The organism is Litoreibacter ascidiaceicola (assembly GCF_900129235.1).
Lineage (GTDB): Bacteria > Pseudomonadota > Alphaproteobacteria > Rhodobacterales > Rhodobacteraceae > Litoreibacter > Litoreibacter ascidiaceicola.
Genome location: NZ_FQUV01000003.1, coordinates 163428 through 185962 on the forward strand (window position 1 = coordinate 163428; position 22535 = coordinate 185962).

The window sequence follows — 22535 nt, forward strand, 5'->3', positions numbered from 1 at the left end:
TATGTCTTTAGTGTCGAGGTTTTCTGTGGCGAACTCTAAGCCAGCAAAAAACGCAGAATTGGTTATGGGCGAAGACTGGACGCAGTCAGGCGACGGCGTCGAGCAAGAGCTTAGAACCAAACGGGAGAAGCGAAATCTGATTTCGCTGAACCGCTCCCCCTTGGCCCGCAAAATTATCACCTTCAACCTGCTGGCTTTGCTCCTCATGGTTGCGGGTGTTTTGTTCCTCAACCCATTTCGAGACAGCCTTGTTGCTCAGCGAGAAGTCGCATTGGTCTCCGAAGCACAGCTGATCGCGGATGTGTTTGAAGCCCAACTCGCGGTGTCCGGTGAGGATGCCACTTTGGAAAATCCATCGGCAACACTCAGCGCTTTGGACATCGCTCCAGGTGTTGAAGTCTATGTGTTTTCTTCAAACGAAGCATTGTTGGCCAGCACGATGGGGGCCGATCGCCCGGAGCTCGCGGGAACCGAAGGACTTCAGAGCGACCGGAATGGCACAGTCATCACTGGATTTCTAAACAGCGTATGGGAAACGATTTCCAGCGCCTTCGGGTCCAATCAAAAACAGGTTCCAAACGTAAGCGGTGAGGACGAGGCAAGAAAGCTGTTTGCGCAAGCGGCCAATGGTCAAACTGAAAGTCGAACAGGTTTAGATGGTGCTGGTGGCAGTATCTTTTCCGTCGCAACGCCAATCGAACGCAATGGCCAGGTGCTTGGTGTCATAGCCTTGTCGACCGTCGCAGGACAAATTGATCAATTGGTCCGCAGCGAGCGCGAGCAAGTGTTACAGATGTTTGTCATCGCGATACTGGTCTCGATCGGTCTTAGCCTTGTGCTGGCATCAACCATCGCTAACCCGTTGTCCGATCTTGCTGCAGCAGCAGAGTTGGGACAGGACAAGAACGCTCGTAAAGTTAGCCCAAGCCGGGTTCGCATACCGGACCTTACCGCGCGCCCTGACGAGATCGGGCGATTGTCTGGTGCGATGCGGGGGATGGTCTCGGCCTTGTATGAACGCATTGACGCAAACGAACAGTTTGCCGCTGATGTCGCCCACGAAATCAAAAACCCGTTGGCGTCGTTGCGCTCTGCTGTCGGCACATTGCATGTGGCAAAAACCGACGAGCAGCGCGGCCGTTTGCTGGATGTCATCGAGCATGACGTGCGTCGCTTGGACAGACTTGTGAGCGACATCTCCAACGCCTCGCGTCTTGATAGCGAGCTGGTGAAGGAAGACGAAGAGCCGTTCGATCTGATGCGGATGTTGAACAACCTGACCGAGTATTTGGGCCAGCAAGCTGCCGAGAACGGCGTCGAATTTATCAAAGATGTCCCTAACGAGCCGATTGTCATTCACGGCCTAGAAGCGCGTCTGGCGCAGGTTTTCGTAAATCTGATCACCAACGCGACATCCTTTTGCGAAGAGGGTGATGCAGTGCGTATCTGGGCACGCCGTCGCGACAACCGCGTTCTGGTCGTGGTCGAGGACACCGGCCCTGGTATCCCCGAACAGGCATTGAACAAAGTGTTCAACCGTTTCTACTCCGAGCGCCCAGAGCGTCAGTTCGGCAACCATTCCGGTCTCGGATTGGCGATTTCAAAGCAGATCATCGAAGCTCATGGTGGTGTGATCTGGGCCGAAAACATTCGCCCGACCGATGCTGACATCACATCCGAACCGCTCGGCGCGCGTTTTGTGGTTGGTCTTCCAACCTGATCCAAGCATTTCTATGAATTGGGCTGGGCGACAAAGATATTCCGCTTTAGTTTCCCGCTATGACGTTTTCATGCTCCTCATTACCCTGCCAAATCCACGCAACCTGTGTTGCCGTAGATGAAAGTGGGCTATTGATCGTCGGTCACTCCGGTGCCGGGAAATCTGCGCTTGCTTTACAATTGATGGCGTTCGGGGCGGAGTTGGTGGCGGATGACAGGTGCGAACTTTCGGACAGCTCTCGGGGTGTCATGGCACGTCGCCCAGATGAATTACCGGAAGCCATTGAAGCGCGCGGGATTGGGGTGTTATCCGCCCCGAGTACAGGTCCCGTGATGATTTCAGCGATAGTTGATCTGGATTGCACAGCGCAGAGCCGTGTGCCTGCTTCGAGCGAGGTCCGACTGGGTGACCATTTGGTGCGGCGGCTCTCGAGTTTCGACGCGCCACATATGCCAGCTGCTCTTTTCCACTTTCTAAAGTATGGATTTCACGGTTCTATGGGCGCATGAACACTGACCGCACAAAGGCCAACCCGCATCAAATTGTAATTGTCACCGGCCCTTCTGGCGCGGGGCGCAGTACGGCGATTAATGCGCTGGAAGATCTGGGATTCGAGGCAATAGACAACTTGCCGTTATCGCTTATCCCAAGACTTCTTGACGGCCCGCCGCTGACTCGTTCGGTCGCTCTGGGGGTGGATGTTCGAAACCGTGATTTTACCACTAAAGCTTTGATGCAGCTTGTGGATGCGCTGCCTGCACAAACGGATGCAGAGGTTAGCTTGCTCTACCTAAACGCCCGCGAAGACGTGCTGATCCGCCGATATTCGGAGACACGCCGACCGCACCCGATGGCCCCGAATGAGAGCCTACAAGAAGGCATCCGCCGGGAGCGTGAGTTGCTTGGTGCGATACAATCGCGAAGTGACGTGGTCATCGAGACCTCTGACCTGTCCCCGCATGAATTGCGCGACGAACTGACGACGCTGTTTGCTGCACCGGACGGAACAAGAATGTCGGTGCTTTTGAATTCATTTTCCTATAAACGCGGCGTCCCGCACGGTGTCGATATGGTCTATGACTGCCGGTTTTTGCGGAACCCGCATTGGGAACCTGATTTGCGCAGCTTGACTGGTAAAGATCAGCGTGTGGCGAACTATGTTACAGATGATGAACGCTTTGACGCCTTCTTCGAGAAGATCAACGACCTGACGGATTTGTTGCTTCCGGCGTTTCACGATGAAGGAAAATCCTACCTTACAATCGGCCTTGGCTGTACTGGCGGAAAGCATAGGTCAGTTGCCGTTGCGGAAATGATGGGCAAGACCCTTGCAAATAAGGGGTGGCAAGTGTCTATAAGGCATCGGGAATTGGAGCGTCAGGCGAAACCTGGCTCTGGGGATACGTAAACGGGATGTTTGTCGGGTGATCGGAATAGTCATCGTCGCGCATGGCGGGCTGGCAAGGGAGTACCTGTCAGCGGTTGAGCACGTTGTCGGTACGCAAACCGGAATCCGTGCGATCACCATTGAAGAAAATCACGACCGTACTGACAAACAGAACGAGATATGCGCGGCTGCCGACAGTGTGGATCAGGGCGATGGCGTGGTTGTTGTCACCGATATGTTTGGTGGCTCCCCGTCAAATCTGTCGCTTCTGGCATGCAGCCCTGATAATCGCCGGATCCTTTATGGTGCCAATCTGCCGATGCTTATCAAGCTTGCTAAATCACGTAGTCAAAGCGTAGGGGTCGCCGTGGATCTCGCGATGGAAGCGGGTCGCAAATATATAAACAGTTTTGACGGGCCAGTATAACGATGAGCGAACGCACTCTGAACATCATTAACGAAAAGGGCCTCCACGCGCGTGCCAGCGCCAAATTCGTCGAAGTGGCAGAGCAGTTTGATGCGCGGGTCACAGTGTGCAAAGATGGGATGGATGTATCCGGTGACAGCATCATGGGTTTGCTCATGCTTGCCGCGTCGCGTGGAACTTCGATTGATGTGCGGACCGATGGCAAAGATGCCGATGCCGCGATGGACGCTCTGGCTGCTTTGGTGGCGGATAAGTTCGGCGAAGATATGTGACCGCGGAGCGAGATATGAACGACGCACCGCAGGACCCGCCTCGAACCGAGGATCTTCCCTACGACCATCCCGAATACGTGGCCTATGACAAGCGCAACTTGTCCTATGCCAACACCTTTACCAACCCGTGGAAGTCTTGGACCATTCGCATCATGGAGCTGTTTACGGGCAAGCTTCATCTACTTTTCCTCATCCGGAAATTTGAGCGTGGTGGCGTGAAGTTTGGCCAAGGCTTCTGGCGTGATGCGCTGGATGTGATGGGCATAGAGCTGCAAACCCCACAGGAGCAGATCAACAATATTCCCAAGGACGGCCCCGTGATTTTTGTCGCCAACCACCCACATGGTCTTGTGGATGGCATGGTGCTGGCGGAGCTGATTGGGCGGGTGCGCACGGACTACAAAATCCTGACCCGATCGCTGCTAACGGGCGTGAATGCAATCGACATGTTCATGATCCCTGTGCCGTTCCCGCATGAAGATGATGCGCTACAGAAAAACCTGGAGATGCGCCGGAAGGCGATGGAGCATTTGAAAGAGGGCGGCGCGATTGTGTTGTTCCCTTCCGGCGTCGTGGCGACCTCGGAGACGGCATTTGGACCTGCGATTGAGGCGGAATGGAACCCGTTCACCGCGAAGATGATCCATCGCTCCGGTGCGAAGGTTGTGCCGATTTACTTCCAAGGCCAGAACTCACGCGCCTACCAAATCGCGAACCGGATTTCGGCCACGCTAAGGCAGGGTCTCCTCATTTACGAAGTGCGCCATGCGCTTTATAAACCTCAAGCCCCAATCGTGGGCGAGCCTGTCGACCCTGAAGACATCAAGAAATGGGCCAGTAACCCGCGCGGCTTTGTTGCTTGGTTGCGCGAGAAAACACTAGCATTGAAGCCGAAAGCGAAAAAGTAAGAGCTAGCGTGTCGGGACTGGTGGGTCTTGTCGGTAGTCGTAGAATCCGCGATCCGATTTGCGGCCAAGCCATCCGGCTTCTACATATTTCGTCAGCAGCGGGCAGGGGCGATATTTGGTATCGGCTAACCCGTCATGCAGCACGTTCATAATCGCCAAACAGGTGTCGAGCCCAATGAAGTCCGCCAACTCGAGCGGCCCCATAGGGTGGTTCGCACCCAGCTTTAGAGACTCGTCAATGGATTTAACCGATCCGACACCTTCATAGAGCGTGTAAACAGCCTCGTTGATCATTGGCATCAGGATACGGTTGACGATGAAGGCAGGGAAATCCTCGGCGCTGGCTGCGGTTTTGCCCAGCTTGTCGACGACTGCCAAGCATGCGTTATAGGTTTCCTTATCGGTTGCGATCCCGCGGATGAGTTCGACCAATTGCATAATCGGCACCGGATTCATGAAGTGGAAGCCCATGAACTTTTCGGGCCGGTCAGTACGCGACGCCAGTCGCGTGATGGAGATCGAGGATGTGTTCGACGTCAGGATTGTATGCGGCAACAGATGTGGCAACAAATCTTCAAAAATGGCGGCCTTGACGGTTTCGCGCTCGGTGGCGGCTTCGATGATCAGGTCTGACGGGCCAAGATCGGTCAATTTAAGCGTGGTCGATATATTGGCCATCGCTGCGTCGCGCTCTTCAGCGGTGATCTTTTCGCGGCTGACTTGGCGGTCCAGATTGCCTTGGATAATCTCTATCGCCTTGTCGAGACTGTCTTGGGAGATGTCGTTCATGAGCACTTGGTAGCCCGCAAGCGCCAATACGTGAGCGATGCCATTTCCCATTTGGCCTGCGCCAACAACACCAATTTTCGAGATTTCCATAGCCGCATACTCCATCGGGTTGTCGCCAAGATAGGCCGCGGTATGGGCAGGGTGCAAGGGGCGCAAGAAACCTAAAAGTTATCAGAAATTAACACTTTAGCATTTTGGCAATCTGCGGCTGCAAAACTGGCTTTGGGTGAGTCGAAATAGAGGTGGGGCAATGGCCTTTGAAAGAGTGGACGCAAGTCCTTTAAATTACAATCAATGCCGTTACGGTCAATCGAAGCTCTTGTTTCGTGGGCCAAGACGCAGTCTGAAAAGTGACTACATTTCCTTTGTCGGTAGCAGCGAGACATATGGGAAGTTTGTTGAAACACCGTTCGTGGAGATGGTTGAAGAGGCCATGGGCATTCCCTGCGCGAATTTCAGTGCAATGAATGCGGGTGTTGACGCCTTCATCCATGACCCATCTCTTTTGGGCCTGTTCAACCGATCGCAAACGACCGTCATTCAGGTGATGGGCGCTCAGAACATGTCAAACCGGTTTTATTCGGTTCATGCGCGCCGCAATGATCGGTTTCTGAAGGCGTCGACGCTTCTTCGGTCGATCTATCGGGAGGTAGATTTCAGTGAGTTTTCGTTTACACGGCACCTTCTCACGACGTTGAAGGCCGTTTCACCGCAACGGTTTGCGGCGGTCGAGATGGAATTGCGGTCAGCGTGGTTTGCCCGGATGGAGCTTATGCTGCGCCAGATCAACGGGCGCTGCATCTTGCTTTGGCTGCGGGAACCGCAGCCGGAAATATTCTCCGCAGCTGATTTGGGACCAGAGCCGCTGTTTCTGGACGCTCCGCTTGTGGGGCGTTTGCAAGGCATGGTGGACGAAATCGTGGAGGTCGACATCGCGCATGAACGCGGGGTTTTGGACGGGATGGTCTACAGTGCCATGGAAGCGCCCGTGGCGCAGCAAATGATCGGTCCCGCGACCCATCGAAAAATTGCGGATCGGCTGCTCAAGGTTCTGTAGTCACAAAAAAAGGCCCGCTATCGGCGGGCCTTTTCCATAAATTTGCAATGACCTACAGCGCGTCGATCAACTTTGGAACTGCATCGAACAGGTCAGCGACCAAACCGTAATCAGCCACTTGGAAGATCGGGGCTTCCTCATCTTTGTTGATTGCAACGATGACTTTGGAATCCTTCATCCCAGCCAAGTGCTGGATCGCGCCGGAAATCCCGATTGCGATATACAGATCCGGTGCCACAACCTTTCCAGTCTGGCCAACTTGCCAGTCGTTCGGGGCATAACCACTGTCGACAGCTGCACGGGATGCGCCAACGGCGGCCCCGAGCTTGTCTGCCAGTTTCTCGATCAATGCGAAGTCATCTTCCGAGCCAACGCCACGGCCGCCGGATACAACGACACCAGCGGAGGTCAGCTCTGGACGATCAGATTCTGCGACCTTGTCTTCGACCCATGCCGAAAGGCCGGGGTCGCCAGCCGCGCCGATGTTTTCGACCGAAGCCGATCCACCCGTCGCTGCTGCATCAAAGACTGACCCGCGCACCGAGATAACTTTGGTCGCGTCAGCGGATTTGACCGTTTGCAAGGCGTTGCCTGCGTAGATCGGACGCTCGAACGTATCGGCATCAATCACCGCGGTAATGTCAGAGATCACCATCACGTCGAGCAAAGCTGCGATGCGCGGCATCAGGTTTTTCGCGTCGGTCGTCGCAGGAGCAACGATGTGCGAGTAATCCCCCGCAAGGCTGACCACCAAGTCGGCGGCAGGCTCCGCAAGGCGGTGACCGTAAAGATCATGCTCTGCGCACAATACTTTGGAAACACCTTCGATCGTCGCGGCCTCTTCGGCAGCGGCGGCGCAAGTAGCACCAACACACAGCACGGTGATGTCGCCCAAGGGCTTTGATGCCGTCACGGTTTTCGCGGTGGCGTCCATGGCCAACTGGCCATCGGTGATTTCTGCAAGAAGTAGAACAGCCATCAGAGTACTCCTGCTTCGTCTTTAAGTTTCGCCACAAGTTCTTCGACCGAAGCGACTTTGATGCCCGCCTTGCGGGTCTCAGGCTCTGCCGTTTTCACGATTTCGAGGCGGTTGCCCACGTCCACGCCGTAGTCGGCAGCGGTCTTTTCATCCAAAGGCTTTTTCTTGGCCTTCATAATGTTCGGAAGCGACGCATAGCGTGGCTCGTTCAGGCGCAGGTCTACGGTCACAACGGTTGGCATGTTGACCTTGATGGTTTGCAGACCACCATCGACTTCGCGGGTCACTACAGCCTTGTCACCGTCGATTTCCAACTCGGAGGCGAAGGTCGCTTGAGACCAACCCAAAAGCGCCGACAGCATTTGGCCGGTGGCATTCATGTCATTGTCGATCGCTTGCTTGCCGCAGAGCACAAGGCCGGGCTGCTCTTCGTCAACAACTGCTTTGAGCAATTTGGCAACGGCCAGTGGTTCGATATCGTTATGCACGTCATCAGCCGCCACGATCAGGATCGCGCGGTCCGCACCCATTGCCAGCGCCGTGCGCAGTGTTTCCTGGCTTTGCTTCACACCAATGGAAACCGCCACGACCTCGTCGACCTTACCGGCTTCTTTCAGGCGGATGGCCTGTTCAACGGCAATTTCGTCGAACGGGTTCATGGACATTTTGACGTTAGCAAGATCGACGCCGCTCCCGTCCGCTTTGACACGGACTTTCACGTTATAGTCGATCACGCGTTTGACGGGTACGAGGACCTTCATCTGCGGTATCTCCCTAGTTCAGCATCCGGAGTGGACACATTATAATTCCACTTTCCGAGATACCGGAGGCAGTCTGCGGAAAACAGGTTAAAATCGACGCCAAACTGGTCTGTGACGCCGCGTTTGTGAAAAAATGACGAAAAATTTCACAAACGCAAGATGTTTGCGCTAGCGATTAGCGCCCGGCACCCAAAGTACGTCGTCTTTGCCATCATTGTTGGCAATGCGAGACGCCACAAAGAACCAGTCCGACAGACGATTGAGATATTTCACGGCGTCCGCGTTCACTGATTCCATTGCCGCCAGTTCCACAGTCAGCCGCTCCGCGCGACGCGATACCGTGCGGCATAGATGCAGTTGCGCTGCTAGTGCCGAGCCACCGGGCAGGATGAAGGACCGCAGTGGCTCCAGTGCCGCATTCATCGCGTCGATCTCGTTTTCAAGACGTGACACTTGCGCCGCCGCCATGCGCAGAGGCTGGTATTCGGCATCTGCATCTTTTTCCATATCGGGGCGACACAGATCTGCGCCAAGATCGAACAGATCGTTTTGGATCATCGCCAGTTGCGCGTCCATTTCGCCGCTTGCATGCTGGCGAGCCAAACCAACGGTTGCGTTCGTCTCGTCAACAGTGCCGTAGGCATTTACGCGGGATGAATGCTTAGCTACGCGCGATCCGTTGCCTAAGGCTGTTTCGCCAGCGTCGCCGGTTTTGGTATAGATTTTGTTCAGAACGACCATGAAATTACGCGCCTCCCATGCGCCGGAAAAAGACAAAAATCAGGATAAGGATTACCGCGATAAACTGCGCCGCGATGCGGTAGCGCATGATGCGGTTGGCGTGTTTGCGGTTGAAATCGCCGCCTTTGGCGAAGCCGCCAATGCCGATCAGCAGGATGATCAACACCGCGATACACGCGACTGCGACTACAATGAAAAGTGGATCGTCGGCCATGTTTCAGCCCCCGTAGGTTGCATGTGTTAGAATTGCATCTAGCGGAGCATATGCAAAAAGCGAACCTGAATCACATGCGGTCAATTAGCCAATCGACCAGACGGGTCGGCAGAAGGCGCTTCAGAAAAGCCATCAAATAGGTCGGCGTGGTGATCTTATAGCGGGCCTTGGGGTTCGCATCTGTCAGCGCCCGCCACACCTTGTCACTGACGGCGGAGGCTGGCAGCTCGAACGTGTCGGGACCGCGATCTTCATACAGCCGCGTTAGCACCTTCTCCTCATACTCAGCCTTGCGGGCCGAGGAGCGCCAGTCGATCCATTTCTCGAAATGCGGGATCGAGTTCTGGCGCAGTTTTGACGTAATCGGACCCGGCTGTATCAGGATCACGTCGATCCCGCTGCCGCGCATCTCGACGCGAAGCGTATCCGTCAATCCTTCCATGGCGAATTTGGTGCTGTTATACGCCCCGCGCAGTTTCAGCGCGACGAACCCCAACACCGAAGAGCAGTTCAATATCCGTCCGTGCCCCTGCGCTCGCATGATCGGGATCACTTGGCGGGTTAGCTCGTGATAGCCAAACAGGTTGGTCTCGAAGATCGAGCGCAACGCGTCCGTCGGCACGTCTTCTACCGCCGCCGGAAAGCCAAAGGCCGCGTTGTTGAACAGCGCGTCTAGAGTGCCGCTGGTACGGGTCAGCACTTCTTCAATTGCCGCAGACATGGAAGCGGTATCGCTTTGATCCAGTACGAAACTCTCGAGCCCTTCGCGGATCAACCGGTCGCAGTCGTCTTGTTTCCGGCAGGTGGCAAAGACCCTCCAACCGCGCTTGTGCAGCGCATGTGCCGCGTCATAGCCGATACCCGAGGAACAGCCGGTGATAAGAATGGATTTGCGTGTCATGTGGCTATCGGTATCGCAACCGCGCTACGGCGACTAGCCCGCGTCTGATAGAAACTGTGCAGAAATGTAGGCTTCGATGCCGGTTTCCAAAATGTAGACCTTGGCCCAACCGCTGGGCAGCATCTCAACTAGTTCTGCGCTGTCGTTGCGTACGGCACGACCGACAATTTTTGCGGTGGTGGACGGACCCGCGCGCAAGTTGACGCGTTTGCCGGTCACGCGGCGGATCGTCGTCGTCGCAACTTCTGGGGTGGTTGCAAGTTGTTGCGTCGCCACTGGCTCAGCCGCGGCGGGCGTGGTCGCATCTGTCGATGCGGACACAAGCGCGGGGGATTCGATCTCTTCCAGCGTCGTCAAAGCGGCAGGAATGGCGGTTGTTTCGGGTTCCGCCACAGCGTTGGAAACCTGAATGGCGGGAGCTTCCAAAGTGGTCGATACAGTTCTGGTAACTTGTTGCTCTGCCCGCGCTTTTCGCGATGCCAGCTCCTCACTCGTGGGTTCCCCCATCGTGATCAAGACCAAGTACAACGCGGCGCACAAGCCGACGACCCACTTTAACATAAAACAATCCCCCAAGGCGTATCCAAGCCCTTGTGCCATCTTATCACGAAACGACCACGGGGAAACCGGAAGAATTACTCCCCTGATTGCAAATCTCGCCGCTTTACGCTCCCGATCAGTGGCGCTACACAGCATCTATGTCTGACAACGCCGACACCCCCCAGATTGAGCCGTCCGAACTGGCCGAACCGCTGCTCAAAGCGATTGGCGACCGCTATCTGACTTATGCGTTGTCGACGATTATGCACCGTGCGCTGCCCGATGCGCGGGATGGATTGAAGCCGGTTCATCGCCGCATTCTGTATGCGATGCGCGAACTCAAGCTCGCCTCGAATGGCGGCTTCCGTAAATCGGCGAAGATTTCCGGCGACGTGATGGGCAACTACCACCCGCACGGTGACGCCGCGATTTATGACGCAATGGCGCGTCTGGCGCAGGAATTTAACGTCCGGTACCCGTTGGTCGACGGCCAAGGCAACTTCGGCAATATCGACGGTGATAACCCCGCTGCAGCCCGATATACCGAAGCACGCATGACCGCTGCCGCTGAGGCCCTGCTCGAAGGCCTCAACGAGAATGCGGTCGATTATCGCCCCAACTACGATGGCACGCTTGAAGAGCCCGCCGTTCTGCCCGCGACCTTCCCCAACCTGCTCGCCAATGGCTCCAGCGGGATCGCGGTGGGCATGGCGACCAATATTCCGCCCCACAATATCGATGAGCTGATCAACGCGTGTATTCACCTGATCAAAGCCCCGAACGCCCGCGATGAGACTTTGCTGGAACATGTGCCGGGGCCAGACTTCCCGACAGGTGGCACGATCGTCGAGCCGCGTGAGAATATCCTTGAGGCCTACCGTACAGGGCGGGGCTCCTTCCGTCTGCGCTCCAAGTGGGAGGTCGAGGATCTGGGTCGTGGTCTTTGGCAAATTGTGGTCACCGAGATTCCCTATCAGGTTCAAAAATCCAAGCTGATCGAGAAAATCGCGGAAGTGATCCAGACCAAGAAGGTCCCGATCCTCGCCGATATCCGCGACGAAAGCGCCGAAGATATCCGCGTTGTGCTGGAACCGCGCTCCAAGAATGTCGATCCTGAAGTTCTGATGGGCATGATGTTCCGCAATTCCGATCTGGAAGTGCGGTTCTCGCTGAACATGAACGTGCTGATCGACGGGCGCACGCCCAAGGTATGTTCCTTGAAAGAGGTGCTGCGCGCCTTCCTCGACCACCGCCGCGAAGTTTTGCAGCGCCGCTCGCAGCACCGTCTGGAAAAGATAGATCACCGTTTAGAGGTCTTGGAAGGCTTCATCCTCGCCTTCCTCAATCTTGATCGTGTGATTGATATCATCCGTTATGACGATGACCCCAAATCCGGGCTGATGTTTGAGGACTGGGGCAAAGATCATCCGCGTGCGATGGACGAGAAAGATTATGTCGGCCCGAGTTCCCGCACCGGCGAGCCATCGCTGACCGAAGTCCAAGCTGACGCCATCCTCAACATGCGTCTGCGGAGCTTACGTCGCCTCGAAGAAATGGAATTGAAGCGCGAGCGTGATGAATTGATGATCGAGCGCGCTGGTCTAGAAGACCTGCTCGATAGCGACGATTTGCAGTGGAAGAAGATCACTGAGCAACTGCGTGACGTGCGCAAGCAATTCGGAAAGGACAGCGAAGGCGGCGCACGGCGCACGCAATTCGCCGAAGCCACCGAGATCGCGGAGGTACCGCTGGAGGCCATGATCGACCGCGAGCCGATCACTGTGGTCTGCTCCAAGATGGGTTGGGTCCGCGCAATGACTGGCCATATTGACCTGACGCGAGAGCTGAAATTCAAGGACGGCGATGAGGGTCGCTTTGTTTTCCACGCGGAAACCACCGATAAGCTGTTGGTCTTCGGATCAAACGGACGTTTCTATACCGTGTCCGCTGCCAATCTGCCCGGCGGGCGTGGCATGGGCGAGCCGTTGCGCCTGATGGTCGACTTGCCCAACGAGGCGGAAATTGTCGACATGTTCATCCACGCGCCGGGCCGCAAACTGCTGGTCGCGTCCTCCGAGGGTAACGGCTTTGTGGTGCCAGAGGATGACGTTGTTGCACAGACCCGCAGTGGTAAGCAGGTACTCAATGTCAAAGACGCCTACGCTGTCGTCTGTCGTCCTGTAACGGGCGACCACGTCGCCATCGTCAGCCAGAACGGCAAGTTTCTGGTCTTCCCAGCGTCCGAGCTTCCTGAGATGGGCCGTGGCAAAGGCGTGCGACTTCAGAAATACAATATGGCCCGTGGCAAACAAGGCTCACTCGAACTTGATGGCGGCCTGTCCGATCTCATGACATTCGCATGGGACGAGGGGCTAACTTGGGGCATGGGTGGCGGCAAAGTTCGCCATGAGCCCGACATGACGGAATGGCTTGGCAAGCGCGCCGGAGTCGGCAAGCGCCCGCCCTACGGCTTCCCGAAAAGCTACAAGTTCGATTGACGCGATTTCAGCTGCTTAATCGGCGCATTCAACGTTCAGCCATACCCCGCCCTCGGGTCTCAATGTCAGGATCAAAACGGGGTAAGGGTCTTTGCCCTTCACCCGTGTGAATTTGAACCGCGACAGGATTGTGGCCAGAATGATGACCGCTTCTTGTACGGCAAAACTCATTCCGATGCAGATACGTGGCCCGTCGCCAAATGGCAGATAGGCGAAGCGGTCGACCTTCTTGTCCTTGGCGAACCGTTCCGGATCAAAGGCGTCCGGATCATCCCAAAGCAACCGCGACCGATGCAGCGCGTAAACGGGAAGCATCACCGTATCACCCGGTGCAATTGGCCGCCCGCACAGCTCGTCCTGCACTTGCGCGGTCCGCGACAGGAAGGCAGCGGGCGGGTAGAGCCGCAGCGTTTCATCTATGATTTGCCGTATGTAAGGCAGGTCTTTGAGGTCACCTTCCGTGGCAGTGCGCCCTTGCAGAACTGATTGTGCCTCGTCCCGCGCCCGATCCTGAACACTTTCGTCGAAGGCGCAGAGGTAAAGCGCCCAAGCCAAGGTCAGCGCCGTTGTTTCGTGCCCGGCGACGATGAATGTCAGAAGATTGTCGCGCAACTCGGAGGTGTTCATCGACCGTTTGGTTTCAGGGTCTTCGCCCGCCATGAGCAAATCCAAAAGGTCAGGCACTTCGCCATCAGGCTTTGCCTTGCGGTTGCTGATCACGCCGTCGGCCATGGATTTCATCGTCTTCATGCCACCCGAGGACATCATGCGACCGGGGCGGGGGATCCATGTGGGTAGGCCCAGCACGTCGAACAGCGATACCTTTGCAGTGCTATCAATGTATCCGTCGATCGCCTTGTGGATGGCCGCACGGTCAAAACCTTCATCACCAGAGAACGTCACATCCGAGATCACCTCGAATGTTGACGTCACCATCTCTGCGTACATGTCGGCGGCTCTTCCCACATTGGCATCAATGCGTGCGCAGGACCGGTCCGCCGCAGCACTCATGATCGGGGCAAGGTTGGCGACGTTTCGATGCGAGAAAACCGGAGCCGCCGCACGTCGCTGCCAGCGCCAATGAGCCCCTTCGGCCACGAACAAGCTGTCGCCGATTGCGGGGCGCAGGATGTTTTTGGTGACATCGGATTTGGGGTAGTCATCAAGCCGGTCGCGCAAAATCTGGCGAATGGCGTCAGGGTCCATCACCATGTGCCATGGTTTGCCCATCTTGCCCGTCACAATCGGCTGGTGCAGCGCGATTTCGGGGATGATTTCGATCAGGTTGCGTTGTGCTGCACGTAGGGACTGCAGAATGCCCCACTTTTCAGTGACAAGCTTCACGCGGGGCGGGTAGATGGTGCTGTTGTCTTCCATAGGCATCAATATATGCGGTCTTCGCGCCACGGCAACGCGGCGTATGATTGCACCCTTGGAGCAGCTCAGGTATCCAAGCTGAACGAGACTTGAAGGAAACCCGATCCATGCGCGCCATTATTCCTGCTTTGACCGCTGTATTCGTTTTGGCAGCCTGTGCGGTGCCAAACCCTGATACCGAGGACCAGCCCCCGCTTGGCGACTTCAAGCTGGACCTGAATGTTGCGGTAACAGACAAGGCCAGTAAAATGGGAGTGTCCCGCTCGGCCTCTGCCGAAGACTGGGAGAAGGTGCTGGAAGCCGCCATCGACAAGCGCTTTCGGCGGTATGAGGGCGAGAAGCTCTATCACATCAGCTACAGTCTCGACGGATATATTCTGGCCACAAAAGGTGGGCGGCTTGCCTTGGCGCCCCGGTCAGCGATGAGTGCCACGGTTCATATCTGGGACAGCGCGACCAAGACAAGGTTAGAAGAGCGCTCCAAGCAAATTCTCGTTTTAGAACAGCTCGATGGCGAGACCTTTATCGGATCCGGTTTCTTCAACTCAACCGAACAGCAGATGCAAAATCTGGCAGCACAATTTGCTAAAGCCGTTGAGCGTTGGCTGGTCGCGAATGGAGATTTGTTCGGCCAAGACGTGGATGCTGAGGCCAAAGAAGCATCAGCCAAAGACGACCTTGCCGCGCTGGCTGAGAAGGCGAAAGCCGATGCCGCGGCTGATCCTGATGCCGCAGCGCCCACGGTTGTTGACCCCTTGGCCAACTGACGCTTGATTTTTCTTGTGATCCTGCATAGGTAGCGCGCGAAGTGAAACGGGTCCTGGCGGGCCCCCTAATTTTGAGGCGCCTAACGCTATGGCTAAGGAAAAGTTTGAACGCTCTAAACCACACGTCAACATCGGCACAATCGGCCACGTTGACCACGGCAAAACCACGCTGACAGCAGCGATCACCAAGTATTTCGGTGACTTCCAAGCGTATGACCAAATCGACGGCGCGCCCGAAGAAAAAGCCCGCGGCATCACGATCTCGACCGCGCATGTCGAGTACGAGACCGAAAACCGCCACTACGCCCACGTTGACTGCCCCGGCCACGCCGACTACGTCAAAAACATGATCACCGGTGCCGCCCAAATGGACGGCGCGATCCTGGTTGTGAACGCGGCTGACGGCCCGATGCCACAGACCCGTGAGCACATCCTGCTGGGCCGCCAGGTTGGCATCCCGAAGATGGTCGTTTACATGAACAAAGTTGACCAAGTGGATGACGACGAGCTGCTCGAGCTGGTTGAAATGGAAATCCGCGAGCTGCTGTCCTCCTACGACTACCCTGGCGACGACATTCCAGTGATCCCGGGCTCCGCTCTGGCCGCTATGGAAGGCCGCGACCCGGAAATCGGCGAGGAGTCCATCCGCAAGCTGATGGCCGCTGTTGACGAATACATCCCAACGCCAGAGCGGGCTGTGGACCAGCCGTTCCTGCTGCCGATCGAGGACGTGTTCTCGATCTCCGGTCGCGGCACGGTTGTCACCGGCCGTATCGAGCGCGGTGTGGTTAACGTGGGTGACGAGCTGTCCATCGTGGGCATCCGTGACACCACAAAAACCACCTGTACCGGTGTTGAAATGTTCCGCAAACTGCTGGATCGCGGTGAAGCAGGCGACAACGTCGGCGTCCTGCTGCGCGGCATCGACCGTGACGGCGTTGAGCGTGGTCAGGTTCTGGTCAAGCCGGGTTCGGTGACACCACACACCAAGTTCGAGGCCGAGGCGTATATCCTCACCAAGGAAGAGGGTGGCCGTCACACGCCGTTCTTCGCGAACTACCGTCCACAGTTCTACTTCCGGACAACAGACGTCACGGGCACCGTTAACCTGCCAGAAGGCACGGAAATGGTTATGCCGGGCGACAACCTGAAGTTCGACGTCGAGCTGATCGCGCCGATCGCCATGGAGCAAGGCCTCCGCTTCGCGATCCGCGAAGGTGGCCGCACTGTTGGCGCTGGTGTTGTGTCGAAGATTACAGATTAATCTGTCACCCATTTAGGCGTTACAGATTAGAAAAGGCCGCTCCGAAGGGGGCGGCCTTTTTTCTTGAAGGGACCGAAATATAGCGGTCTGCAAGGCGTCGGCAAAGTGTCGGCAAAACGTATGGCAGGGTGGCGGGCAGAGCTGCGATCTGGTTTAGAGTTAAATCCAGACCCACAAAGGCCGTTTTTATGTCCGATAATTTCCCTGCACCTTCGACGCCGTTTCCGATTGTCTTGCCGGACGGCTCTGCGCATTCGGGAACGGTGTTCCTGAAGCCGGTCCTGAAGCATCCGCGTTTTGTGGTGGGCGAGTACACCTATGCCAGCGCCCACACGCCGCCTGATGATTGGGCAGCCCATTTTGCGCCGTATCTGTACGACTTTTCGCCAGAGAAGCTGGTGATCGGAAAGTTTTGCCAGATCGCGGATGGGGTGACGTTTATCACGTCGTCCGCCAACCACCGTCATGACGGTTTCTCCAGCTTTCCGTTCGCCGTGTTCGGAGGCGATAGGGAGGGGCGTCCTTCGATGCCTGCGCCCGGGCCGGATACGGTGGTCGGGAATGACGTCTGGATCGGGCAGGGTGCGCGGATATTGCCGGGCGCGCGCATTGGCTCCGGCGCGATTATCGGCGCGGGGAGTGTCGTGGCGGGCGAGGTGCCGGACTATGCGATCTATGCAGGCAATCCTGCGCGACTGGTCCGAATGCGATTTGATGCTCCGACAGTGTCGGCATTGCTGAAGGTTGCATGGTGGGACTGGCCCATAAACCAGATTGTAGACCATGAATCCGCCATTTGCGGAGCGGATATGGATGCCCTGAGGCGTGCGGCGCCGTCGTCATGAGCGGGGCTGGGCAGTTTAGTGACCATTCTCAAGCGCGCCGGCGGGATCGGGCTTTCCTGCACAGGAGCTGTGCGGATTGGAATGCTTTCAAATATAATAATTAAAACAAATTCTTATACAGTTTTTACGGCTAAACCACGCTGGCGTGATCGACGGTGACAGGTTCGTGTCTGTTAATCGCTGTTCAGATGGCCAAATAGAGCCGTGTCGAGCCAGTGCGGTTCGACCCGTGCTCGAAGGGCTTCGAGTGATCGTCGCAAGGACTGCAGGCAATGAAAAATGTAATACTGTCTTTTGGCGTGGTGCTTGGCCTACTTGGCGGCCCCGCAATTGCTGATTCCACTGATCAATCCAGCCCGACCAGTTTGGACACTCTGTCTGAAACGCAGCTTGATGCATTGGTATCCATACTGTCGGGCCTGCCGCGTCAGTAGGGCGTTGCTTTTCTGCCAAACCGCTCGCGAGATCGGTGGGTAGGAACTCAATTTTAACTTTTTGGAGCAGATGATCCCTTGCAAAGCCACCTCTGCTTTAATAACACCTCACCATTAAGTGCAGGGGATTAGCTCAGTTGGTAGAGCATCGGTCTCCAAAACCGAGGGTCGTGAGTTCGAGTCTCTCATCCCCTGCCATTGATTTTTTTGAGTAAGAGGTCGCGTCGGCCACCATGAAATGTGTCTCCGACATTGTATACGATCCTCGTCATAAGCTCGAGCTTGACCTCTACCTTCCCGATACTCTGACTGCTGATGCCTGTGTGATCTACGCGCACGGGGGAGGCTTTCGCCGTGGACACCGCGCGCATGTCGAAACGGGCCACTTCGCCCAAAAACTGACGGATGCGGGCTTCGCGATGGCCTCTATTAGTTATCGCCTGCGGACTGATCTGGACGCGTTCTCGGAAGAGGATATTGAGCATATTCAGGCTCAAGTGGCCCGATCCGAGAAGGTGGGGCTGGACATGTCACCCAACCTTTACGGGGCGGCATTCATCGCAGCGATGGAAGATATGTCCAACGCGATCGAGTACCTTTGGGTCGAAGGCGAACGTCTGGGTATCGCGTCCCGAAAACTTGGTGTGTTGGGGATTTCCGCTGGCGGGATCGCCGGTTTGGCGTTGGCCTATCCGCCGATGGCTTGGGTGCGGCGGGTATCCCGCCCCGACGCTGTGGTCGCTATAAGCTCTGCGGTTGTTCAACCTTGGCGGCTGGAGAAAGATGGGCCGCCTTGCTTGATGTTTCATGGCCCAAACGACCGGATTATTGATATCGGGAATGCTCAATTGGGGGCTGCTCGGGCAGAACAACTCGGTGCGCCCCTGACGCTGATGAACACCAAAGTTAAAGGCCATGTGTCTCAGGTCGACGAGGTGTTAGATGGCACGCATCCTGACGGCACGCCCTATATTCAGATGGTGATTGACCAGTTCGCACGGCTGCGCGAGGACGACTAAAACCGGCAGCCCTCTTGCAAAGCGGGTCAAGTGGACGTAACTGACCCACTGAACACAACCAAGGGTCCGATCATGGCACGCACGAATCCAGCACAGTTTATCCAGCAGGTCCGCGGCGAGGTCTCGAAGATCGTTTGGCCGACCCGTCGCGAAGTAATGCTGACGACCGTCATGGTGTTTATTATGGCCACAATCACCGCGATCTTCTTCTCGTTCGTGGATATTGGCATCCGGACCGGCCTGAACGCTATCTTCGGCCTGTTCTAGACCTTCACCACCGCCTCTGCTGTATTTTGTAGAAAGCGCTGGCAGCGCCTTGTGTTTTCGCGTCAGATTGCCCCTGAGTTTTCTATCAGAGGCAACGCCCCCCATGACCGATAAAAGCAACCGAACGCCCTCCCTTGCGACCCGCGTGGCGCAAGCGCTGCACTTTGTTGAGGCCGAGACCGGGGCCGTTATTCCCTCGATACAGCCTACGGCGACCTATGCGCGGGACGAAAATTACGAGGTTCGCAAGCCGTATTGGTATCGCCGAGACGGCAGCCAGACCACCGCGCAGGCAGAAGCTGTGATCGCAGAGCTGGAGGGCGCCGCCGAGTCGCTGCTGTTTGCATCCGGCATGTCGGCCTGCACAGCCGTTGTCGAGCATTTGCCAACCGGCGCGCATGTCGTTGCGCCGAAAGTTATGTATCACGGCGTTCTGGCGCAGCTTCAGAGATATGAGGCAAATGGCCGTATCAAGCTGACGTCCTATGCCGCTGGCAACCTTGAGGAGCTGGCAAAGGCGGTGCGCCCGGGCGAAACGGCGTTGGTTTGGGTCGAGACGCCCAACAACCCCGACTGGGAGGTCACCGACATCGCTGCCGCAGCGGAGATTGCGCATGGGGCAGGGGCCAAGTTGCTGACGGATTGTACGGGCACGCCACCCAACCTGACGCGGGCACTGGACTTCGGCGCAGACATTTCATTCCACTCCGCCACCAAGTATTTGAACGGCCATTCAGATGTTACCGCTGGCGTGCTGTCAGTGCGGCAAACGGGCCAGTTCTGGGAAGACATCTGCATGGTGCGCAAGCTGCAAGGCACCGTCCTGCATTCTTTTGATGCGTGGTTGTTAATTCGGGGGATGCGCACATTGTTTTTGCGGGTGGAGAGGTCCTGCCAGAATGCGATGGCCGTCGCCAAGCATTTCGAAGGCCACCCACATATCGAGAAGGTTCTGTATCCCGGACTGCCCTCCGATCCCGGCCACGGCGTTGCGAAGCGCCAAACCGGCGGCCAGTTCGGGGGCATGATGTCGATCATTGTGAATGGCTCGGAGCAGACGGCGATTGATGTGACACGCTTTTGCGAGGTGTTTTATCCTGCGACGTCGCTTGGTGGGGTCGAGAGCCTGATCGAGCATCGCAAAACCGTATCTGGCGAGGGTTTTCCGGTTCATCCGCGTTTGCTGCGCCTGTCGATCGGCATCGAGGACGCTGATGATCTGATCTATGATCTTGAGCAGGCCCTGACGCGTGCCCAGAGCTGAGACGTGCAGGAATGGTTCCTAGGGCGTTAAATCATGGGAGAACCCCTTGAATCTTGGGCGCTTGCGGCGTAGTTCAGCGCTCAACACGAACCCATGGCGCGTATCGATTCGAGATGCGCGCTGTTTTCGTTTCGGCAAATGTCACTGGTGAAACCGGTGTAACCTGCTGAAAATATTGGAACATACCGGCAGAGTCGGAAAAGATAGAGGCGCAGGCAAGATGGCAAAACGGTGGTATTCGGTATCAGTGCTGTCCAACTTCGAGAAGCGGATCGCGGAGCAAATTCGCGCGGCTGTCGAAGAAAATGGCCTGCAGGATGAAATCGACGAAGTCTTGGTTCCGACCGAAGAAGTCATCGAAATCCGCCGCAACAAGAAAGTCACCGCAGAGCGCCGCTTCATGCCTGGCTACGTTCTGGTCCGCATGGAGATGTCCGATCGCGGCTATCACATGATTAACTCGATCAACCGCGTGACTGGTTTCCTCGGACCGCAGGGCAAGCCGATGCCGATGCGTGACGCCGAAGTTCAGGCCATCCTTGGCCGCGTTGAAGAGGGTGCAGAAGCCCCACGCTCGACCATCGTGTTTGACATTGGCGAGAACGTGAACGTAACCGACGGCCCGTTCGAGGGCTTCTCGGGGCAGGTCGAAGAAGTAGACGACGAGAACCAGCGCCTGAAGGTGACGGTCTCGATCTTTGGCCGGGCTACACCGGTCGAATTGGAATTCACACAGGTCACCAAGACGTCCTGATGTGCATCACGTGGGAGGCGAGCGGCACGCGTGCTGCGACCCGGACCACGGCAACCACCAGCCTGACGGTCGCGACCCGAGGGTGTTGATAAAGGAGAAGGCCAATGGCCAAGAAGATCGCTGGCACGATGAAGCTGCAGGTTCCTGCAGGTCAAGCCAACCCATCCCCACCCGTAGGCCCAGCATTGGGTCAGCGCGGGATTAACATCATGGAATTCTGTAAGGCGTTCAACGCCAAGACGCAGGATCTGGAGCCAGGTGCGCCTTGCCCGACCGTGATCACCTACTATCAGGACAAGTCGTTCTCGATGGATATCAAGACGCCACCAGCGTCCTATTTCCTGAAGAAAGCGGCCAAGCTGAAGTCCGGCGCTAAAACACCCTCGCGCGAAGTTGTTGGTCACGTGACCACGAAGCAAGTGCGCGAGATTGCCGAAGCAAAAATGAAAGATCTGAACGCGAACGACATCGAGTCCGCGATGCTGATCATCCTGGGTTCTGCCCGTTCTATGGGCATCGAGGTGAAGTAATGGCTAAGTACGGAAAACGCACTACTGCTGCTCGTGAGCAATTCGCTGGCAAGCGCAACGTCACTGTCGATGAGGCGGTTGCTCTGGTAAAGAACAACGCCAAAGCCAAGTTCGATGAAACTGTCGAAATCTCGATGAACCTCGGCGTCGACCCACGTCACGCTGACCAAATGGTTCGCGGTGTGGTTGCTCTGCCAAACGGAACCGGCAAAACCATGCGGGTAGCTGTGTTCGCACGCGACGCGAAAGCTGAAGAAGCCAAAGCGGCTGGCGCAGATATCGTGGGTGCCGAGGACCTGATGGAAATCGTGCAATCCGGCAAGATCGAGTTTGATCGCTGCATTGCAACCCCGGACATGATGCCAATCGTTGGCCGTCTGGGTAAAGTACTTGGCCCACGTAACCTGATGCCAAACCCAAAAGTTGGTACAGTGACCATGGACGTCAAAGCGGCTGTTGAAGCTGCTAAAGGCGGCGAAGTGCAGTTCAAAGTTGAAAAAGCTGGCGTGGTTCACGCTGGTATCGGCAAAGCTTCCTTCAGCGAAGACAAGCTGGTCGAGAACGTACGCGCCTTCATTGACGCGGTTGCCAAAGCTAAACCGGCTGGCGCAAAAGGCAGCTACATGCAGAAAATCGCACTGAGCTCGACTATGGGTCCTGGCGTTACCATTTCTGTGGATAGCGCGACCGGCAACTAACGCCTGCCCCGTCAGAAAAAGAAAAGGGTGTTCCTTAGGAGCACCCTTTTTTCATTTTGGTATCATAGTATTTTCTTATTCGAGCCGCATTTGCTTGTTTGGTTACATCATCGTTAGTGAGG

26 protein-coding genes and 1 tRNA gene are annotated in these 22535 nt (G+C 56.3%); 19 read left to right on the forward strand and 8 right to left on the reverse strand.

The genetic code is table 11. The features are described 5' to 3' along the window. Position 1 precedes the first annotated feature (1 nt). The 6 genes from BUB72_RS06880 to BUB72_RS06905 are packed head-to-tail and all read left to right on the forward strand — an operon-like array spanning position 2 to position 4714. On the forward strand, positions 2-1720 hold the full coding sequence (locus tag BUB72_RS06880) for a sensor histidine kinase (RefSeq protein ID WP_073142119.1): 1719 nt from the start codon (positions 2-4) through the stop codon (positions 1718-1720). A gap of 59 nt (positions 1721-1779) precedes the next feature. Beyond that, positions 1780-2229, forward strand: a complete 450-nt coding sequence (locus BUB72_RS06885; RefSeq protein WP_073142122.1) for an HPr kinase/phosphorylase — start codon at positions 1780-1782, stop codon at positions 2227-2229. Further along, on the forward strand, positions 2226-3128 hold the full coding sequence (gene rapZ, locus BUB72_RS06890) for an RNase adapter RapZ (protein ID WP_073142124.1): 903 nt from the start codon (positions 2226-2228) through the stop codon (positions 3126-3128). The genes BUB72_RS06885 and rapZ overlap by 4 nt, the downstream gene beginning before the upstream one ends. A gap of 16 nt (positions 3129-3144) precedes the next feature. Next, positions 3145-3534 (forward strand): PTS sugar transporter subunit IIA, encoded by a 390-nt coding sequence (locus tag BUB72_RS06895; RefSeq protein ID WP_073142127.1) that lies wholly within the window; start codon positions 3145-3147, stop codon positions 3532-3534. Positions 3535-3536: 2 nt separating this feature from the next. Continuing rightward, the gene (locus BUB72_RS06900; RefSeq protein WP_073142130.1) at positions 3537-3806 is read left to right on the forward strand and encodes an HPr family phosphocarrier protein; all 270 of its coding nucleotides are present in this window, start codon (positions 3537-3539) and stop codon (positions 3804-3806) included. 14 nt (positions 3807-3820) lie between these two features. Continuing rightward, the gene (locus BUB72_RS06905) at positions 3821-4714 is read left to right on the forward strand and encodes a lysophospholipid acyltransferase family protein (protein WP_073142132.1); all 894 of its coding nucleotides are present in this window, start codon (positions 3821-3823) and stop codon (positions 4712-4714) included. Positions 4715-4717: 3 nt separating this feature from the next. On the opposite strand, the gene BUB72_RS06910 is transcribed toward BUB72_RS06905, so the two are convergent. After that, the gene (locus tag BUB72_RS06910) at positions 4718-5593 is read right to left on the reverse strand and encodes a 3-hydroxybutyryl-CoA dehydrogenase (RefSeq protein WP_073142135.1); all 876 of its coding nucleotides are present in this window, start codon (positions 5591-5593) and stop codon (positions 4718-4720) included. Positions 5594-5753: 160 nt separating this feature from the next. Between BUB72_RS06910 and BUB72_RS06915 the strand changes: the two genes are divergently transcribed. Continuing rightward, positions 5754-6560 (forward strand): DUF6473 family protein, encoded by an 807-nt coding sequence (locus tag BUB72_RS06915; protein WP_073142137.1) that lies wholly within the window; start codon positions 5754-5756, stop codon positions 6558-6560. A 52-nt stretch (positions 6561-6612) separates the two neighbouring features. Here BUB72_RS06915 and BUB72_RS06920 read toward each other — a convergent pair whose 3' ends face one another. The 6 genes from BUB72_RS06920 to BUB72_RS06945 form a co-directional block, all read right to left on the reverse strand. Beyond that, entirely contained in the window at positions 6613-7539 is a 927-nt protein-coding gene (locus tag BUB72_RS06920) for an electron transfer flavoprotein subunit alpha/FixB family protein (RefSeq protein ID WP_073142139.1), read from the reverse strand. After that, on the reverse strand, positions 7539-8300 hold the full coding sequence (locus BUB72_RS06925) for an electron transfer flavoprotein subunit beta/FixA family protein (RefSeq protein WP_073142142.1): 762 nt from the start codon (positions 8298-8300) through the stop codon (positions 7539-7541). Before BUB72_RS06925 ends, BUB72_RS06920 begins: the two co-directional genes overlap by 1 nt. 168 nt (positions 8301-8468) lie before the next feature. Continuing rightward, positions 8469-9041, reverse strand: a complete 573-nt coding sequence (locus BUB72_RS06930; RefSeq protein WP_073142144.1) for a cob(I)yrinic acid a,c-diamide adenosyltransferase — start codon at positions 9039-9041, stop codon at positions 8469-8471. A 4-nt stretch (positions 9042-9045) separates the two neighbouring features. Beyond that, entirely contained in the window at positions 9046-9255 is a 210-nt protein-coding gene (locus BUB72_RS06935; RefSeq protein WP_073142147.1) for a twin transmembrane helix small protein, read from the reverse strand. A gap of 70 nt (positions 9256-9325) precedes the next feature. Further along, a complete protein-coding gene (locus BUB72_RS06940) occupies positions 9326-10156 on the reverse strand; it encodes an SDR family NAD(P)-dependent oxidoreductase (protein WP_073142150.1) in 831 nt (276 codons plus the stop codon). Positions 10157-10189: 33 nt separating this feature from the next. Further along, positions 10190-10717, reverse strand: coding sequence for an SH3 domain-containing protein (locus tag BUB72_RS06945; protein ID WP_073142152.1), 528 nt, complete (start codon positions 10715-10717; stop codon positions 10190-10192). A gap of 137 nt (positions 10718-10854) precedes the next feature. Between BUB72_RS06945 and BUB72_RS06950 the strand changes: the two genes are divergently transcribed. Further along, positions 10855-13194, forward strand: a complete 2340-nt coding sequence (locus tag BUB72_RS06950; protein ID WP_073142155.1) for a DNA topoisomerase IV subunit A — start codon at positions 10855-10857, stop codon at positions 13192-13194. Positions 13195-13209: 15 nt separating this feature from the next. Here the strand turns inward: BUB72_RS06950 and BUB72_RS06955 are convergent, their stop codons facing one another. Next, complete coding sequence (locus BUB72_RS06955) at positions 13210-14571, reverse strand: cytochrome P450 (RefSeq protein ID WP_139250641.1); 1362 nt, start codon at positions 14569-14571, stop codon at positions 13210-13212. Between the two features lie 107 nt (positions 14572-14678). On the opposite strand from BUB72_RS06955, the gene BUB72_RS06960 reads away from it, so the two are divergent. From BUB72_RS06960 to rplA, 11 genes are all read left to right on the forward strand, one after another. Further along, on the forward strand, positions 14679-15338 hold the full coding sequence (locus BUB72_RS06960; protein WP_073142159.1) for a hypothetical protein: 660 nt from the start codon (positions 14679-14681) through the stop codon (positions 15336-15338). Positions 15339-15426: 88 nt separating this feature from the next. Next, positions 15427-16602, forward strand: coding sequence for an elongation factor Tu (tuf, locus tag BUB72_RS06965; RefSeq protein WP_073142162.1), 1176 nt, complete (start codon positions 15427-15429; stop codon positions 16600-16602). A gap of 188 nt (positions 16603-16790) precedes the next feature. Continuing rightward, positions 16791-17447, forward strand: a complete 657-nt coding sequence (locus BUB72_RS06970) for a CatB-related O-acetyltransferase (RefSeq protein ID WP_083588600.1) — start codon at positions 16791-16793, stop codon at positions 17445-17447. 272 nt (positions 17448-17719) lie between these two features. Beyond that, positions 17720-17881, forward strand: coding sequence for a hypothetical protein (locus tag BUB72_RS18775; RefSeq protein ID WP_175549129.1), 162 nt, complete (start codon positions 17720-17722; stop codon positions 17879-17881). Positions 17882-18003: 122 nt separating this feature from the next. Then, positions 18004-18079, forward strand: a tRNA-Trp gene (locus tag BUB72_RS06975). Between the two features lie 35 nt (positions 18080-18114). After that, positions 18115-18900 carry an alpha/beta hydrolase gene (locus BUB72_RS06980; RefSeq protein ID WP_073142164.1) on the forward strand — a complete coding sequence of 262 codons (786 nt, stop codon included), beginning with the start codon at positions 18115-18117 and terminating at the stop codon, positions 18898-18900. Between the two features lie 72 nt (positions 18901-18972). Further along, a complete protein-coding gene (gene secE / locus BUB72_RS06985; protein WP_073142938.1) occupies positions 18973-19167 on the forward strand; it encodes a preprotein translocase subunit SecE in 195 nt (64 codons plus the stop codon). A 103-nt stretch (positions 19168-19270) separates the two neighbouring features. After that, positions 19271-20431, forward strand: a complete 1161-nt coding sequence (locus BUB72_RS06990) for a trans-sulfuration enzyme family protein (protein WP_073142166.1) — start codon at positions 19271-19273, stop codon at positions 20429-20431. Between the two features lie 220 nt (positions 20432-20651). Next, a complete protein-coding gene (gene nusG / locus BUB72_RS06995) occupies positions 20652-21185 on the forward strand; it encodes a transcription termination/antitermination protein NusG (RefSeq protein WP_073142169.1) in 534 nt (177 codons plus the stop codon). 104 nt (positions 21186-21289) lie between these two features. Beyond that, a complete protein-coding gene (rplK, locus tag BUB72_RS07000) occupies positions 21290-21715 on the forward strand; it encodes a 50S ribosomal protein L11 (RefSeq protein WP_073142172.1) in 426 nt (141 codons plus the stop codon). Beyond that, the gene (gene rplA, locus BUB72_RS07005) at positions 21715-22413 is read left to right on the forward strand and encodes a 50S ribosomal protein L1 (protein ID WP_073142174.1); all 699 of its coding nucleotides are present in this window, start codon (positions 21715-21717) and stop codon (positions 22411-22413) included. The genes rplK and rplA overlap by 1 nt, the downstream gene beginning before the upstream one ends. Positions 22414-22535: the final 122 nt, after the last annotated feature.

Bases quoted from the DNA above. Each gene is read 5' to 3' on its own strand.
- BUB72_RS06880 (WP_073142119.1), top strand. From the start codon at position 2: ATGTCTTTAGTGTCGAGGTTTTCTGTGGCGAACTCTAAGCCAGCAAAA.
- BUB72_RS06885 (WP_073142122.1), top strand. From the start codon at position 1,780: ATGACGTTTTCATGCTCCTCATTACCCTGCCAAATCCACGCAACCTGT.
- rapZ (WP_073142124.1), top strand. From the start codon at position 2,226: ATGAACACTGACCGCACAAAGGCCAACCCGCATCAAATTGTAATTGTC.
- BUB72_RS06900 (WP_073142130.1), top strand. From the start codon at position 3,537: ATGAGCGAACGCACTCTGAACATCATTAACGAAAAGGGCCTCCACGCG.
- BUB72_RS06905 (WP_073142132.1), top strand. From the start codon at position 3,821: ATGAACGACGCACCGCAGGACCCGCCTCGAACCGAGGATCTTCCCTAC.
- BUB72_RS06910 (WP_073142135.1), bottom strand. From the start codon at position 5,593: ATGGAAATCTCGAAAATTGGTGTTGTTGGCGCAGGCCAAATGGGAAAT.
- BUB72_RS06915 (WP_073142137.1), top strand. From the start codon at position 5,754: ATGGCCTTTGAAAGAGTGGACGCAAGTCCTTTAAATTACAATCAATGC.
- BUB72_RS06920 (WP_073142139.1), bottom strand. From the start codon at position 7,539: ATGGCTGTTCTACTTCTTGCAGAAATCACCGATGGCCAGTTGGCCATG.
- BUB72_RS06925 (WP_073142142.1), bottom strand. From the start codon at position 8,300: ATGAAGGTCCTCGTACCCGTCAAACGCGTGATCGACTATAACGTGAAA.
- BUB72_RS06930 (WP_073142144.1), bottom strand. From the start codon at position 9,041: ATGGTCGTTCTGAACAAAATCTATACCAAAACCGGCGACGCTGGCGAA.
- BUB72_RS06935 (WP_073142147.1), bottom strand. From the start codon at position 9,255: ATGGCCGACGATCCACTTTTCATTGTAGTCGCAGTCGCGTGTATCGCG.
- BUB72_RS06940 (WP_073142150.1), bottom strand. From the start codon at position 10,156: ATGACACGCAAATCCATTCTTATCACCGGCTGTTCCTCGGGTATCGGC.
- BUB72_RS06945 (WP_073142152.1), bottom strand. From the start codon at position 10,717: ATGTTAAAGTGGGTCGTCGGCTTGTGCGCCGCGTTGTACTTGGTCTTG.
- BUB72_RS06950 (WP_073142155.1), top strand. From the start codon at position 10,855: ATGTCTGACAACGCCGACACCCCCCAGATTGAGCCGTCCGAACTGGCC.
- BUB72_RS06955 (WP_139250641.1), bottom strand. From the start codon at position 14,571: ATGGAAGACAACAGCACCATCTACCCGCCCCGCGTGAAGCTTGTCACT.
- BUB72_RS06960 (WP_073142159.1), top strand. From the start codon at position 14,679: ATGCGCGCCATTATTCCTGCTTTGACCGCTGTATTCGTTTTGGCAGCC.
- tuf (WP_073142162.1), top strand. From the start codon at position 15,427: ATGGCTAAGGAAAAGTTTGAACGCTCTAAACCACACGTCAACATCGGC.
- BUB72_RS06970 (WP_083588600.1), top strand. From the start codon at position 16,791: ATGTCCGATAATTTCCCTGCACCTTCGACGCCGTTTCCGATTGTCTTG.
- BUB72_RS18775 (WP_175549129.1), top strand. From the start codon at position 17,720: ATGAAAAATGTAATACTGTCTTTTGGCGTGGTGCTTGGCCTACTTGGC.
- BUB72_RS06980 (WP_073142164.1), top strand. From the start codon at position 18,115: ATGAAATGTGTCTCCGACATTGTATACGATCCTCGTCATAAGCTCGAG.
- secE (WP_073142938.1), top strand. From the start codon at position 18,973: ATGGCACGCACGAATCCAGCACAGTTTATCCAGCAGGTCCGCGGCGAG.
- BUB72_RS06990 (WP_073142166.1), top strand. From the start codon at position 19,271: ATGACCGATAAAAGCAACCGAACGCCCTCCCTTGCGACCCGCGTGGCG.
- nusG (WP_073142169.1), top strand. From the start codon at position 20,652: ATGGCAAAACGGTGGTATTCGGTATCAGTGCTGTCCAACTTCGAGAAG.
- rplK (WP_073142172.1), top strand. From the start codon at position 21,290: ATGGCCAAGAAGATCGCTGGCACGATGAAGCTGCAGGTTCCTGCAGGT.
- rplA (WP_073142174.1), top strand. From the start codon at position 21,715: ATGGCTAAGTACGGAAAACGCACTACTGCTGCTCGTGAGCAATTCGCT.